Below are 13,684 nucleotides of genomic sequence, written 5' to 3'. Positions count from 1 at the left end.
CATCCGGCGGCCTCGGCCATCAGGCGCGTCGGCCATCGGATGCCGAGCGCGGTGTCAGCCGGCCGCACCGCCGGCAGGGCGGTCGCCTTCGACATCCGAGGCATAGCGGGCGGCGGCCTCCGCCAGCTTGCGGGTCGTCCGCTCCGATGCGCCGCCGAGGTGGGCGGCGAGATGGTCGGTGATGGTGCGGCCGGCTCCGTCGAGGTCACCGCCGAGCAGTTCGCTGGTGACCACGAGGGAGTTGTCCACCGGCAGGTAGTGCTGGCGCATCCGCTGCTGGACCTCGTCCATTCCCTCGCGCGCCAACACCTCCCGCAGTTCCTCGGTCAGCGGGGCCAGCCACCGGGCGCGCAGCGCGTACTCGCCGAGGTCGGCGAAGGTGGCGTGGAGCCCGGCGAGCAGTTGCGCCGGGTACTCCTCGACGGGCTCGGCGAACCGCGGGTAGTCCTTGGCGAATTCGTCCCAGTCCACCTCGAGCCCGCTGATCTGCTGCGGGAGGACCGGCCGGCGTGACCAGTTCTCGTCGGACTGGGTGAAGACCTGGCGCAACAGGTCGTACGGCACCTCGGCGGTGCGCGAGAGCAGGATCGCGTCGTACAGGTCCTTGCCCTGCGGGTGGTTGTCCGAGACCAGCCACAGGACCTTCCACGCCAGCGAGAGCTGCGGCGTGGCTCCGAGCAGCGGGCCGGCGACGCCCGGCAGCCGGTAGGGCTGCGGCGGGACGGGCAGGTGCTCGGTGAAGACGAAGTCCAGCTGGACGGTCCCGCCCGGGACGCCCGGTGCCGTCCACGGCAGGACGAGCCTGCGCCCGGGAACCCTGCTGTACGTCCAGATCTCGTCGCTGACCGCCTGGTCGGCGTGCAGCCGGACCGTACCCGAGAGCCGTTCGGCACCGGCGGCGAGCTCATCGAGCATGCGGTCCGTGCGCTCGTCCTCCAGTTCCCACTCCACCGGGCTGACCACGAAGTCCAGGTCGCCGGGCTCCCGCGCCTCCTCGCCGTACCAGGCCCTCAGCAGGACGCTGCCGCGCAGCACCAGGTGCTCGGCCCACGGTGACCCGGCGACGGCGGACAACGCGGTGTTCAGCGCCTCGCGCCGCGCCGCGAGCCAGCGTTCGGCGAGCTGCGGGTCGGCGAAAGCGGGCTCGCTGGGCCGAAGGGCCCGGCTGTACCCGGCGAGCGCGGGATCGAAGACCGGCTGCTGGTTCACCGCCTCGTCGTCGATCGGCCGGATGCTCCTGGGCAGGTCCCGGTCCTCGCGGACGTCCTCCGCCGGCGGCTGCCTGGGCAACACGACGCCCTGCCACGGGCCGTACTTCAGTTCCTCCCACGCCAGCGGCGACTGCGGCTGGGGCTGCGGTTGGGACTGGGACTGGTCCTCGGTCATCTCGGGTCTCCCTCTCCGTACGGCCCGGCACTGTGCCCGTGCTCGGTTATCCACCCCGCGTCCAGGGTCTCGTCACTGTCCACGACGACGAACTCGCGTTCCACCGACACCACCTCGCGACCGTCGGCGGCAAGCTCCCCCAGCAGCGCCTCCAGCCGACGGCCCGCGGTGCCCAGGCCGACCAGGCGGCACCGCTGGGTCACGAACCACTCGCACCGGCCGTCCTCGCGCACCCGGCGCGGATTGCGCGACAGGTGCGCACCGTGCGACGCGACGAGCTCGGCGAGGCGGGCCGGGTCGGCGGCTGCGGAAACCGGCCTCGGAAGCAGCAGTTTGACGTGGTGCTCGAAGTACCGGTGGGCTCCGTGCGGCACGGCGTCCTCGTCCGAGGCCGGAACGCCCTCCGCCCACGGCGTGGCCTCGATCTTCGCCCGCAGGACGGTGAACCCGGCCCGGACCAACCGGTCCGTGGTCCGGGAGGCCACCGAGGCGACCTCCTCCAGCGTGCCGCCGGCGCGCAAGGTCAGCATCGGCTGTGAGGGCACCGCGCCACGCGCCAGCAGAATGTGGGTGAACTTCAGGCCATGACCGTCGGCCCACGCGGCCAGCGCCTCAGCGGCACCGGGCCGCACGGTCAAGTGCACCTCGAAGTCACCCCGGACGTCGGGAGGAGCGGGCAGGACGGGCCGGTCGTCACGGCGCTGGTCAGGGCGGATGGCGAGCATGGGAGCATCCTGCCAAGCCCCTCTGACATCGGATCGCACGCCCTGGTCTGCAAGGGCCGCTCCGGGTCATCGCCTCCCTGCGTCGCCCTGGCGGCGAGGTGTCACGGGGTGCTCTGGACCGGGAATCCTGTGGGGCGGCCCTGGGCCTTCAGCCAGCCGAGCACCTGGTCGAGGGCCTCGACGGTCTGCTGGCGGTCGCCGCCCCCGTCGTGGAACAGGATGGTCGGGCCGTTGCCGATCTCCTTCCTGACCGTGTCGACGATGGCGGCCGTACCGGGCTTCTCGAAGTCCTTCGAGTCGACGTTCCAACCGAGCGGACGCATGCCGTTCGCCGCAGCGATGCGCCGGCTGTCGGGGGTGAACGAGCCGCCGGGAGCCCGGTAGTACAGCACTTGGGCGCTGCCGCCCGCGGCCTGCTCGATCATCTTCTTCGCGTCCAGGATCTCCTTCTCCTGGTACGCGACGGGCTTCTTGTCCATGGAGGTGTCATGATCCACGGTGTGGTCGCAGAGCCGGTGACCGCCCGCGACGACCTGCTTGACCAGCTCGGGGTGGGCCTTGGCCTGCGGTCCGATCATGCAGAAGGTCGCCCTCACCCCGTACCGCTTGAGCACGTCGAGGACCTTCGGGGTCCAAGCGGGGTCGGGACCGTCATCGATGGTGATGTTGACGGCGTTGCCACCGGCCTCGGACGCGTGGGCTATGCCCTCCGGTACGGCCCCGGATCCCTGCTGTGCACCGCCGCCGCTGCTCGGGGCGCCGCCGTCCTGGCCGTCATGGCCGTGCGTGACGCTCCGGTTGGGGGCGGGGACCGACCCGGTGACCGTCGGAACAACCCAGGCGCTCGCCGCCACAACGACAACCGCGACGGCGACGGCCGCCCGCGACCGGTTGCCCAGCCTCCCCATGCGCGCCTTGAAATCCATCAACGACCACTCCCCCGAACGCACCTGCCCGCTTCTGAGGTTTATGACGTCAGCCGGATCGGAGCGGGTTCCCCGGCCCGGCGCCCGTAGCAGGACAGTGACAACTTGATGTTTCGATCTCAGCGTCTTTGCACCACACACCAGGGCTTCTCCGGTCCCTGCGGAGAATCGCCTCAACGGCGTAGGTCCGGTCACGGCACCGGACAAATACAGGCTGGTGGTGCGATCAGCTCCCGCGGCTACCCCTCAGGAGTGACACGGAGCCGCCGAAGCCCGGCCAGGAGCTCGAAGTGGCGGGCAGGCCAGGCCGATCTCATCGAACCCGATGAATGACATTCCGCACGTCTCCTCGTCCGCCGGCACAAGCTGGGCAATCATCGGGACCCGGTTCCCGCCGGCGGAGGCCAACCGCAGCATCGCCCGCCGATAGCGAACCGAGCCGGTACTGCCCCGCCGCACGATCCTCTGTAACCGGTGGCCCTCCCGGTCAGTCACCACTCCGCAGGTCACTCAGGCCCTCCTCGAAAGCCGGGAGGACGTACTGCTCTGTGCCACGCCCCGGCATCTCGAGCTTCTTGAGCTGTCCGCCGACGATGTGGGAAACCAGCGGCACGGGCAAGCCCTCCGGCCAGAGTCCGGTCCTCCTGCCCTCCGAGAGCACCCGGCGGAACGCGCCGGTGGATCCCCGAAGACTTCGGCCGTTCGCTTTCAACTCGCCGGCGGCGCACTCGCCTTCGCCTTCGACGACCTGGAGCAGGATCTGCTGCGCACGGGGCGGCAGGCGGTCGTAGTACGACCGGGCCCGCTCCGGGGTCCAACGGTCGTCGGGCACCGCAGTCACGACGGCGGCCGGCATGGCAGCGAGGGCGAGCAGCTTCTCGAGCGCCTCGGGGGTCGGATTCTCCACCGTGATCGTGATCTTCATGGCGGACACCCTTGCACCTCAGAGGCCTGAACACAAATAACCACAGCAAACATGCCAGAGACAAGGAGGACACCTCGAGTGCTCCTTGTGTACCGATCTGTGTGCTGCGCCCCATGAACTGGATTCAGAGGACGCCGTACAGGGCCTGGTACCGATCGGCTGTCCCAGACGGATCATCAGCCCGCCCCGGCGGAAGGGAAGCCCCCATGGACGACGCGGCCGCCGACGCCTGCCTTGGGTTCCGCAGCCGCGTCGTGTGCGGGCCGGTCGGTTACCCCCGTATGACATTCTCCCGTGGATGGGTCCACGAGACCCGTCTCGTGTTTGCCGACACAGTTGCTGAAGATCGGCTCGGCGCTGCCGACGTCGAGATTGGCTCCGGCGGTCTGTGCCATGGACGCGGTCATGTTTTGGGCCCAGTCCTGGGCATCCTGGCGGGCCTTGACGGGGAGAGGATCGTCGGGACCGGGCGAGGACATGCATCCTCCGACGTACACGCCCACCTCCGTGCATGCCGTCCCTGCCGTCCCAACTCCTCCCCCGCCGTGGGCGGACTGCGGAGGATGCCGGGCAACATGCGACGCCCGGTCGGGTCGTGATCCGGTCCGGGGCGAACGGGGGTCGGCGGCAGCTGATCGAGGGTGCGGAGCTCGCCGGGCCGGGAGCTGGTGGACGTTGCTTCCGGCCAGGAGCCCGGTGGACGTGCCTCCGGCCGGGTCCGTCCCCTGCGCGGACCCGGCCGGTAGCCCATGGGGCGGGTGCGGGACGGGCGCGTCGACCGGGTTTGGGCCCGGTGTGCACCTGTCCTGTGCCGTGGGGGTCGAGCCTAGGGAGGGGCGTCTTACCGATGGCTTACCGATTGCCTGCGGGCGGTGAGGCTTCGGTAACGACCGCGGGAGGAATTGAGTTCGGGTGTGCTGGCATTGACCTGGTGGTTGATCAGTGGAGAACCTGCGCACGCTGTTTCCAGGTCGGCGCCCCTGGGCGCGGTAACCGGGATGGACGTGTTGACAGCGTGGCTAGGTTTGGATCATGAGCGAACGCGGGGCGGACGGCAGCGCAGGGGATGCGGACTACGGCAGGATAGGCGGCGGCTACGCCACCTACCGGCAGCCGGACGCAAGGATCGAGCAGGTGATCACCGCCGCCTTGGGTGGGGCGCGCACGGTGGTCAACGTCGGGGCCGGGGCAGGGTCATACGAGTCCCCAACGCTGGAGGTGACGGCAGTCGAGCCGTCGGCGACGATGCGCGCCCAGCGGCCCGCGCACCTGTCGCCCGCCGTCGATGGCGTCGCCGAGCACCTGCCGTTCGGCGACGATTCGTTCGACGCTGCGATGACCACCTTCAGCGTGCACCAGTGGAGCGACTACAAGGCCGGGATGCGCGAGATGCGCCGAGTGGCGCGGGGCCCTGCGGTCGTGCTGACCTGCGACCCCGATCTCGTGCGGGACTTCTGGCTGTACGAGTACGCGCCGGAGGTGTTGGACACCGAGGCGCGCCGCTATCCGGCGATCGCGGATTTGACCGAGGCCCTCGGTGGACATACGACGGTGACCCTGGTGCCGATACCCGTCGACTGCACCGACGGCTTCAACGAGGCGTACTACGCGCGCCCCGAGATGCTGCTCGACCCCGGTGCCCGGCAGGCGTGCTCGGCGTGGAGCTTCGTCGACGAGCGGGCGCGCGAACGGTTCGCCGCGGATTTGCGGGGTGACCTGGACAGCGGAGCTTGGAACGCCCGGTTCGGCACTCTGCGGCAGCAACCTTTTTACGAAGGTTCGTTGGTTGTGATCCGGTCCGTTCCGGCCTGATTCCTGCTCACAGCGCTCTCGGTCCTGGCCGAGTTCTTCGACGTGGACCGCTCCGGCGTCTATGGCGCGATCCGCCGGCTCCGTCCCCTACTCGCAGCCCGGGGCTTCGCCACGAACCGCGCGGCGCGTTTCTCAGGTCGGTTCGTTGAGGGTCCGTGACTTCCTGAACAACCTCGCCCCGAATCCCGCCGCGGCCAGGTGGGTGAGCGCGCGCATCTGGCGAACGCGGCGAACTCGGGGTCGGCGATCGTTCTTCTCACCCTGCCCTACCGTCTACCCGGCGTGAGTCCGTTCTCGTAGGCGATGATCGCCAGGTGGACGCGGTCCCGGGCCTCGAGCTTGGCGAACAGACGCGCGACATGGGTCTTCGCCGTCGCCGCGCTGATCACCAACCGCTCGGCTATCTCACCGTTCGACAGTCCCTGTCCGACCAGTGCCAGCACCTCGCGCTCCCGGTCGGTGATCCCCGCGATGAGACGTGAGTCCGCGGCGGGCTCGGTGGCCGGTGCGGGGGCCGCGGGGGTGGCGGAGGTTCCGGCGAAGTCGGCGATCAGCCGTCGGGTGACGCTCGGCGCGATCAACGCGTCGCCGGCCGCCACCACGCGGATCGCGTCCAGGATCGCGTCCAGGGCCATGCTCTTGAGCAGGAATCCGCTGGCGCCGGCGCGCAGCGCGCCGTAGACGTACTCGTCGTCGTCGAAGGTCGTCAGCACCAGCACCTTGGGCGGGTCCGGCTCGGCGGTCGCCTGCCTGGTCGCCTCGATCCCGTCCATGCCCGGCATCCGGATGTCCATCACCACGACGTCCGGCCGCAGCTCACGTACCAGGCGCACCGCCTCGCGGCCGTCGCCGGCCTCGCCGACCACCTCCAGGTCGGCGGTGCCGCCGATCAGGATCCCGAGCCCGACCAGCATCAGCGGCTGGTCATCGACCAGCAGTACTCGCACGCTCATGCCGGGAGCCTAGCCGTTACCCGGAATCCGCCCTCCGGACGCCGGCCGGCGCTGAACTGGCCGGACAGCAACGTCACTCGCTCGCGCATGCCGAGCAGGCCGAAGCCGCTCCCGCCGGCCGCCGTCGAGGGCCTGGGACGGCCGGGCCCGCCGGGACCGTCGTCTCCGTCGTCCACCACCTCGATCGTCACTCCTTCCGGCTCGTATCCGACCGAGACCCGGCACGTCCGCGCACCGGAATGCCGCAGCACGTTCGTCACCGACTCCTGGATGATCCGGAACGCCGACAGTTCGATCTCCGGCGGCAGCGGACGCCGCTCGCCCCGCCAGGCCACGTGGACCCGCACCCCGGCGTCGGCCGTGCGTTCGGCGAGCCGCGGGACGTCGGCCAGGCTGCCGGCCGGCGCCAGCGGAGCGGCCCCCGGCATGGCGTCGTCCGGCTCGGCGCGGCGCAGCGCCCCGAGCATGCGCTGCAGCTCGAGCAGCGTCTGGCGGCTGGTGGACTCGATGCCGGTCAGCGCCTGCCGCGTCTGCTCGGGCTTGGTGTCCACGACCCGCGCCGCCGCTCCCGACAGCACCGTGATGATCCCGATGCTGTGCGCGACGCTGTCGTGCAGTTCGCGGGCGATCCGCAGCCGCTCGGCCATGACGGCGCGGGCCGCCCTCTGCTCGTGCAAGGCTCCGAGGTATTCACGGCGTTTGCGATACACCCCCCCGATAACCCACGCGACCGCGAGCCACAACGCGTAATGCCCGGCCCACCCGGCCGCGTCGCCGACGGAGCCCTCGGGGTTGACGTGGGTGAAGTTGACGAACGCGGTCGCGACGGCCGCGACGGAGCCGACTGCGGCAGCCTTCGGCCGCCGGACGGCGAGGTACCCGCCCAAGGCGACGAGCAGGACGAACACGGTCAAAGGCCGCGCGCCGAAGATGTCGCTGAGGGCTGCTTCGCCCAGGATCGCCGCGAAGACTGCCGCCGGCAGACGGTGCACCAGCAGAACCGGAAGGGCGAGCACGACGCACAGACCGATCGTCTGGAAGGGCCCGAGGCCGGGAAACCAGAACAGGCCGTCGAAGTGCCTAGCCTCAGGGACCGGCATCGTAAAGCGGAGCATCAGCGCGTAAAAGCAGGCGGTGGCCAACACCACGGCCTGTGACCTCAGCCAGGTCACGCGCTTCGATGTCGGGAGACGCTGGAGAAGCTCTTCCATACGGAGATCGTATTCAGCGGCTTCGGCTCCGCGCGTCGCCCCGGGGATGTACGCGGGGTACACCCCCGAGCCGACGGCCTGGGGAACGGTGACATCCACCAGCCGACGCGACGGATCACGCTCTGTTCGTAGGTTCGTGACCATGACGAACGCACCGATGATCGATCTTCGCGACACGACGAAGAAGTGCGACGGCGGCCGCCCGCACTGGCCGGTGTGACCTTGTCCACGACGATGCGGATGATCCTGGGCCCGGGCGCGCCCGATTCCGGCGCCCCTTTCGCCGATGGACGCCCCCAAACCAGGCTCTGCGACCCGGTCAAGCAGGTCTGGGCGCCAGCGGATGCCACCGCAACGAACCCGTCGCTCGAGCGCCCCGCACCTCACGTCCTGGCCGTAAGTAGCCTGGCATCACTGTGCTCTGGACCAGCGAGGTGCTGACCGCTTCCGGCGTGTCCGGCATCGTGCGCCGCCATATTGGCGGGTTCTCCCCGGGCATGAAGCAGGGCCCGGAATGTCGGACCACCAACACGATCGAAGCGCTCAGAAGCGCTGACCACGTGCGCTGGTCGGCGGTGCCGGACAGACCCGGTACCCGAAGCCCGCGACGTCTCGGCAGGGCCTTCGCCACCGCGGGCCTGATGATGATCCCGTGGGTTCTCTATCTGTCGATGTCTTTGCCGAAGAAGGCGATGGATAGTCACTGGGCCCTGGACTGGGTGGGTCTGGACAGTTGCGAGGCACTGGCCTTATTCACCACCGGTCGATTCCTGAAGCGGGCGGATAACCGCTCCACGCTGACCGCCACAGCGGCCGCTGCGCTTTTCCTGACAGACGCCTGGTTCGACGTTACCGCGGCGACATCCGGGGGCGCGCTGGCTATCGCGGTCGTGATGGCAGTATGCGCGGAAATTCCAATCGCCATCGTGTGCACCGTCTTGGCCTTGCGACTGATCCGCCACCCATTCCCACAGTCCGAAACCACTGAACAGGAATCACTATGAACGCCAATATCAGTCGGATGCCGAACCGTACCTACCCGACACGCCACACCAAGATCGCGGCGGCGGCCGGTGTCGCTGCTTTGACGGCGGGAGCCTTGTGGTTCACCGATCAGGCACCCTACCCATACGCACAACGTCGACTACTCGACATTCAGCTTCCATTCCTGACCAAGACAGATTTGGACTCGATGCTCCAGCCGCGAGCAGGAGAACGCATCCTGGAACTGGGCCCTGGCACCGGCCTGCAAGCGTTGCACGTCGCACCACAGTTGGGCCCGAACGGACGCCTGGACATCGTGGACATCCAACAGGAAATGCTGGACCACGTAATGACACAGGCAGGGCGGGGTGAAATCTCCACGATCCACCCACACCGCGCGGACGCTCGTGAACTGCCCTTCGAGGACCACAGCTTTGACGCGGTCTACGTGGTTACAGCTCTTGGCGAGATCCCTGAACCGGAGCGAGTGCTGAGCGCGGCGACACGCGTACTGAGGCCCAGCGGGCGATTGGTGGTGGGCGAGTTCTTCGACCGGCACTGGATTTCGTTCGGCCGCCTACACCGGATGGCCGACCAAAACGGCCTGCACTTCACTGCGCGTCGTGGGCCCAGCTTGGCGTATATGGCCCGATTCCGCCCGTGCGGACGCACGGCCACCAGAGGCTAGAACACCTGGTCGCTGCGTTCCTTGTTCTTGAGGCACGATTTCCGTTCCTGGTCAGGCTGTTCGTGGGAGTCTGGCCAGGGCGATGGCGTGGTTGACGTGCTGGTCGAGGAGTTTCAGAGCCCGTCGGATTTTCTCCCGAGGTCGTAAGGGCGTCCCCGCTGGTCGAGCCCGGGTGGCGGCCGTCAGTTCTCGCGGGTCGGGGCGTCGGGGCCGGTGACAGGCGTGTCGCTCAGGTCGCAGGCCTCGGCGAGCACGCGTGCGGCCGAGTCGGGCAGGCCGGCCGCGTCGTAGGCACGGCCGAGGGCGCGGAGCGCTCCGGCGAGGAAGGAGCGCCAGCCCCGGGCGCGCCACACCAGGACGGACTCCTCCAGGTGGGCGATGGCCGAGGCGTGCTCTCCGGCCGCCAGGTCCAGTTCGCCGAGGATGCCGAGGGCCTGGGCGAGGTGGTGTCCGAGGTCGAAGCGCCTGGCGATGGCCAGTCCGGCCTCGGCCGTCTCGCGGGCGCGGGCATCGCCGGTGGCCGCGTACAGGGTGGCCAGGTAGAGCAGGGAGAACACCTCGACGTAGCGGTCGTCGAGGGAGCGGGCCATGGCGAGCGAGCGGGTGAGCAGTTCGCCGGCTCGTTCCGGCTGCCCGGCGCGGCCGTGGGCGGCTCCCAGGAACTGGATCGCGGTCGCCTCGAAGCGGGTGTTGCCGATCAGGCGGGCGAGCCGGAGTGTCTCGGTCAGGTGGTCGATCGTGCGGTCGAGGTCGGTCTCCCCGTAGGCGATCGCAATGATCTGGTGGGCCCGGGCCTGGACGCCCGGGTGGTCGTGGGTGGTGGCGAGGTCCAGGGCACGGCGGGCCGCGTCCAGGGCTTCCTGTTCGCGGCCTTGGGCCACCAGGCTCCAGGCGGCCAGGACCAGGGCGTCGGCCGTCCCGCCGGGTTCCCGTACCTGCTCGAAGAGACGCTGCAGGTGCCGCGCGCGGTCCTCCAGGGCGACCATCGTCTGGGCGCCGTCCGGCAGGTCGGCCGTGGTGTGGGTGCCGTCGGCCGGGGTGGTCCAGGTGGTCACCTCGATGAGGCCGCGGGTGAGCACGGCCGTGCCCAGGGTGTCGCCGGCCGCCCGGCAGGCCTGGAGGGCGGCCAGGTGCGTGGTGCGCCAATCGTCGTACAGGCCGCGCACGTCGCAGTACTTCTCCTGGCAGGCGGCGAGGTCCCAGGCCAGGGGCACCATGCGCAGCGCGGCGGCCTGCCGGGCGCTCGCGTTCAGGGCCGGCTGTTCGGCGTCGAACCAGGCCGTCGGGTCGTCCAGCAGTGCTGCCGCGAGGGCGGACGGCAGCGGGTGACGGGGCGCGTCGCCGTGGATCGGGGCGAAGCACGGCCCGGGCACCTGGTCGGCGGCCTGCTCGGCGAGCCAGAGCCAGGCGCCGAAGGCCCGTCGGAGCGCGGCGGTGCGTGCGGCGGGTTCGTCCGCGGCCTCGGCGTGTTCGCGCGCGTACAGCCGGACGAGGTCGTGGAAACGGTAGCGCGGGTGCGGTTCCGTGCCGGTCTCCTGCAGGAGTTGGGCGTCGATCAGCTCTTCCAGTTGCCGCTCGGCCTGCTGCAGCGGGATGTCGGCCATCGCGGCCGCGGCCCACGGTGCGAAGTCGGGGGCGTCGAGCAGGCCGAGCAGCCGGAACGTGCGGCGGGTCGGCTCCGACAGCCGCGCGTAGCCGACGGCGAAACCGGCCCGGACGGCAAGGTTTCCGGCCTCCAGTTCGTCGAGGCGTCGCCGTTCGTCGCGCAGCAGGTGGGCGAGCCGGGCCAGGGTCCAGCGGGGCCGGGCGGCCAGGCGGGCCCCGGCGATGCGGACCGCGAGCGGCATGCCGCCGCACAGCTCGACGATCTGGGCGGCGGCCACCGGTTCGGCGGCGACGCGGTGGTCTCCGAGGATGCGGCGCAGCAGGGTCTGCGCGTGGGGGGCGTCGAGTTCGTGGAGGTCGATGAGCTGGGTGCCGGGCAGCGCCGTGAGCGGGGTGCGGCTGGTGACGAGGACGGCGGGGCGGGCAGCGGGATGCCTGAGTGAACGGTGGGCAGGGTGGCCGGCCGGGAGGTCGGCAGCGTTGTCGGCAGGGTGGTCGGCCGGGTGCGCCGGTGTGCCCGGGAGCAGCGGGCCGATCTGCTGCTCGTCGGCGGCATTGTCGAGGAGGACGAGCGTGCGCCGGTCGGCGAGCAGGGTGCGGTAGAGCGCGGAGCGCTCGTCGAGGGAGGCCGGGATCTCGCGGGGGTCGGCGCCGAGGGCGCGCAGGAAGGCGGCCAGGACGCGGGCGGGGTCGGCGGGCGACTCGTCCACCCCGCGCAGGTCCGCGTACAGCCGGCCGTCCGGGTAGTCGGCGGCGGCGCGGTGGGCGGCGCGGACGGCCAGCGCCGTCTTGCCGATGCCGCCCATGCCGGCGATCACCGGCACCCGGCCGGCCGCCAGGGCGTCCAGGACGAGCCGCACCTGATCGTCGCGGCCGGTGAAGTCGGTTACGTCTCGCGGTAGTTGGGAGGGCACCACGCGGGACCGCTCGGGGTCCGTACGAGCGCCGTCGCGGTCGTGGGCCAGCAGCGCCAGGAAGACGTTCTGCACCTGCTCGCCCGGCTCGATCCCGAGTTCCTCGGACAGGCGTCGGCGCAGCGACTGGAAGCGGCGCAGCGCCTCGGCCGCCCGTCCGTCCGCCGCCAGGAGCTCCAGCAGGGCCGCGTGCACGGGCTCGTCGTACGGATACTCCTCGGCGAGCGCCGTCACGGCGGGAACGGCGGCCCGGGCCGCTCCGGCGGCTCCGGCGGCTCCCGCTGCTCCGGACGTTCCGGCGGCCAAGGCGGCCCGGGCCAGGGCCAGGACCGTGGCGCGCACCGCGCCCTCCACGGACGTCACCAGCAGGTCGTCCCTGTTCACGCGCTCCAGCCCGGCCAGCACCGGGCCGCGCCGCAGATCGATCGCCGCTGCCGGGTCCCCGTCGGCGGCAAGCCCGCGGAACCGTCCGAGGTCGACCGCGTCCGGCCCGGTCACCAGCCGGTACCCCTGCGCGTCGGACTCCAACGCCACCGCCTCGTCCCCGAACCGCCCGAGCCAGGTGCGCAGCCGCGACATCCCGGTGTGCACCGAGCCCCGGCCGATCCGGTCCGCCTGCTCCGCCCACACGAGTTCCAGCAGCCGCCCGACCGGCAGCCACTCCCCCTCCGCGAGCAGCAGGGCCCCCAGCAACCCGCGCAGGACGGTGGCCCTCGGCAGCGGCTGGGGCTCGGAGTCCACGGCGACCGTCAGAGGGCCCAGCACGCCGAACGTCATCGTCATCCGCTTCAGCCCCCAGAAGTCACGTCCGCGCCGGTCCCGGCTGTGCCGCCCGGTCGGGTGGGGACCGCGGCCGCGGCACGACCATGACACTAGTACGGGCACTGAGCGACGACGGCCACCGGCCCTGCACGGTGTCGTCCCGTCGGCGCTGTGGGCTCTCAGGATCGTCTCCCGGAGCGACTCCCCGGATGCCGCCGGCACGTTCGGATCGCGTCGCGGCGGACCGCGTCGAGGTGGATGTGTTGATGGGGATGTGTCGAGGTGGATGTGTCGATCACTTTGGCTCGACCGAAGTGGCGGCCGGCGCGGTTGTCGCGGCCTCAGCTGCTCTGCACCTGGTAGCCCAGCACACGGGCCTGCGTGGCGACGGTGTCGAAGTTCGCGGTGGCCGACAGCGCGGCAACCGTACGGCGGTCGAGCGGGGCGCCCTTCAGCACGGCCGCCACCGCTTCCCCGTCGACGGAGCGCTGGTGGTCGTCCTCGGCGAAGCCGGCGAACGCTCGCGCGCCGTCGGCTTCGGTGAGGAGTTCGAACAGCCAGTCGGCGCCGTCCGTCTCGCCGTCGGCGAATTCGACCGGTCCGCACTGCCACGAGCGCGACGGTGAACACGGCGGCGCAGCACGGGCATTCGGCCTTGCCGAAGAGATGGGAGATCCCGTCGGCGAGTCGCTCCTGCTCGTCGCGGACAGCGGTCTCGTACATCCACCGCCCCGTGCCGGCGAGTTCCTCGCTGGGCGCCGGCCGAGGGAACGCGGCGAAGCTCGCGAGGAAG

Annotated in this window: 12 protein-coding genes and 1 pseudogene; 3 read left to right on the top strand and 10 right to left on the bottom strand. The window is 70.8% G+C overall.

Annotated features, from left to right (window positions below; genetic code table 11):
- Positions 1 to 54 precede the first annotated feature (54 nt).
- From ACZ52R_RS22560 to ACZ52R_RS22535, 6 genes and pseudogenes are all read right to left on the bottom strand, one after another.
- On the bottom strand, positions 55 to 1,386 hold the full coding sequence (locus tag ACZ52R_RS22560; protein WP_465753972.1) for a nucleotidyl transferase AbiEii/AbiGii toxin family protein: 1,332 nt from the start codon (positions 1,384 to 1,386) through the stop codon (positions 55 to 57).
- A complete protein-coding gene (locus tag ACZ52R_RS22555) occupies positions 1,383 to 2,111 on the bottom strand; it encodes a hypothetical protein (protein WP_465753971.1) in 729 nt (242 codons plus the stop codon). The genes ACZ52R_RS22560 and ACZ52R_RS22555 overlap by 4 nt, the downstream gene beginning before the upstream one ends.
- Positions 2,112 to 2,212: 101 nt before the next feature.
- A complete protein-coding gene (locus ACZ52R_RS22550) occupies positions 2,213 to 3,037 on the bottom strand; it encodes a polysaccharide deacetylase family protein (protein ID WP_465753970.1) in 825 nt (274 codons plus the stop codon).
- Positions 3,038 to 3,310: 273 nt separating this feature from the next.
- Positions 3,311 to 3,535 (bottom strand): annotated as a pseudogene (locus ACZ52R_RS22545) (IS630 family transposase); the annotation flags it as partial.
- The gene (locus ACZ52R_RS22540) at positions 3,525 to 3,962 is read right to left on the bottom strand and encodes a hypothetical protein (protein ID WP_465753969.1); all 438 of its coding nucleotides are present in this window, start codon (positions 3,960 to 3,962) and stop codon (positions 3,525 to 3,527) included. The gene ACZ52R_RS22540 and the pseudogene ACZ52R_RS22545, both read right to left, overlap by 11 nt.
- Positions 3,963 to 4,138: 176 nt before the next feature.
- Complete coding sequence (locus ACZ52R_RS22535; RefSeq protein WP_465753968.1) at positions 4,139 to 4,441, bottom strand: hypothetical protein; 303 nt, start codon at positions 4,439 to 4,441, stop codon at positions 4,139 to 4,141.
- 553 nt (positions 4,442 to 4,994) lie between these two features.
- Here ACZ52R_RS22535 and ACZ52R_RS22530 point away from each other — a divergent pair.
- Complete coding sequence (locus ACZ52R_RS22530) at positions 4,995 to 5,774, top strand: class I SAM-dependent methyltransferase (RefSeq protein WP_465753967.1); 780 nt, start codon at positions 4,995 to 4,997, stop codon at positions 5,772 to 5,774.
- 266 nt (positions 5,775 to 6,040) lie between these two features.
- Here the strand turns inward: ACZ52R_RS22530 and ACZ52R_RS22525 are convergent, their stop codons facing one another.
- On the bottom strand, positions 6,041 to 6,727 hold the full coding sequence (locus ACZ52R_RS22525) for a response regulator (protein WP_465624117.1): 687 nt from the start codon (positions 6,725 to 6,727) through the stop codon (positions 6,041 to 6,043).
- The gene (locus ACZ52R_RS22520; protein ID WP_465753966.1) at positions 6,724 to 7,938 is read right to left on the bottom strand and encodes a sensor histidine kinase; all 1,215 of its coding nucleotides are present in this window, start codon (positions 7,936 to 7,938) and stop codon (positions 6,724 to 6,726) included. The genes ACZ52R_RS22525 and ACZ52R_RS22520 overlap by 4 nt, the downstream gene beginning before the upstream one ends.
- Positions 7,939 to 8,354: 416 nt before the next feature.
- Between ACZ52R_RS22520 and ACZ52R_RS22515 the strand changes: the two genes are divergently transcribed.
- Positions 8,355 to 8,942: a hypothetical protein gene (locus ACZ52R_RS22515; RefSeq protein ID WP_465624121.1), complete on the top strand. Its 588-nt coding sequence runs from the start codon at positions 8,355 to 8,357 to the stop codon at positions 8,940 to 8,942.
- Positions 8,939 to 9,610 (top strand): class I SAM-dependent methyltransferase, encoded by a 672-nt coding sequence (locus tag ACZ52R_RS22510; protein WP_465624123.1) that lies wholly within the window; start codon positions 8,939 to 8,941, stop codon positions 9,608 to 9,610. Before ACZ52R_RS22515 ends, ACZ52R_RS22510 begins: the two co-directional genes overlap by 4 nt.
- 182 nt (positions 9,611 to 9,792) lie before the next feature.
- Here the strand turns inward: ACZ52R_RS22510 and ACZ52R_RS22505 are convergent, their stop codons facing one another.
- Together ACZ52R_RS22505 and ACZ52R_RS22500 are read right to left on the bottom strand one after the other, a co-directional pair.
- Positions 9,793 to 12,912: an ATP-binding protein gene (locus ACZ52R_RS22505; protein WP_465753965.1), complete on the bottom strand. Its 3,120-nt coding sequence runs from the start codon at positions 12,910 to 12,912 to the stop codon at positions 9,793 to 9,795.
- A 320-nt stretch (positions 12,913 to 13,232) separates the two neighbouring features.
- Positions 13,233 to 13,358 (bottom strand): hypothetical protein, encoded by a 126-nt coding sequence (locus ACZ52R_RS22500; protein ID WP_465624126.1) that lies wholly within the window; start codon positions 13,356 to 13,358, stop codon positions 13,233 to 13,235.
- Between the last annotated feature and the right edge of the window lie 326 nt (positions 13,359 to 13,684).

The sequence above is a fragment of the Kitasatospora sp. NPDC034023 genome (assembly GCF_055575795.1).
This window is presented reverse-complemented; position numbering and strand designations above follow the sequence as displayed.

Excerpts from the sequence above, each read along its gene's own strand:
- ACZ52R_RS22520 (WP_465753966.1), bottom strand. The coding sequence starts at position 7,938 with ATGGAAGAGCTTCTCCAGCGTCTCCCGACATCGAAGCGCGTGACCTGG.
- ACZ52R_RS22555 (WP_465753971.1), bottom strand. The coding sequence starts at position 2,111 with ATGCTCGCCATCCGCCCTGACCAGCGCCGTGACGACCGGCCCGTCCTG.
- ACZ52R_RS22510 (WP_465624123.1), top strand. The coding sequence starts at position 8,939 with ATGAACGCCAATATCAGTCGGATGCCGAACCGTACCTACCCGACACGC.
- ACZ52R_RS22525 (WP_465624117.1), bottom strand. The coding sequence starts at position 6,727 with ATGAGCGTGCGAGTACTGCTGGTCGATGACCAGCCGCTGATGCTGGTC.
- ACZ52R_RS22505 (WP_465753965.1), bottom strand. The coding sequence starts at position 12,912 with ATGACGATGACGTTCGGCGTGCTGGGCCCTCTGACGGTCGCCGTGGAC.
- ACZ52R_RS22535 (WP_465753968.1), bottom strand. The coding sequence starts at position 4,441 with ATGTCCTCGCCCGGTCCCGACGATCCTCTCCCCGTCAAGGCCCGCCAG.
- ACZ52R_RS22550 (WP_465753970.1), bottom strand. The coding sequence starts at position 3,037 with ATGGATTTCAAGGCGCGCATGGGGAGGCTGGGCAACCGGTCGCGGGCG.
- ACZ52R_RS22540 (WP_465753969.1), bottom strand. The coding sequence starts at position 3,962 with ATGAAGATCACGATCACGGTGGAGAATCCGACCCCCGAGGCGCTCGAG.
- ACZ52R_RS22530 (WP_465753967.1), top strand. The coding sequence starts at position 4,995 with ATGAGCGAACGCGGGGCGGACGGCAGCGCAGGGGATGCGGACTACGGC.
- ACZ52R_RS22560 (WP_465753972.1), bottom strand. The coding sequence starts at position 1,386 with ATGACCGAGGACCAGTCCCAGTCCCAACCGCAGCCCCAGCCGCAGTCG.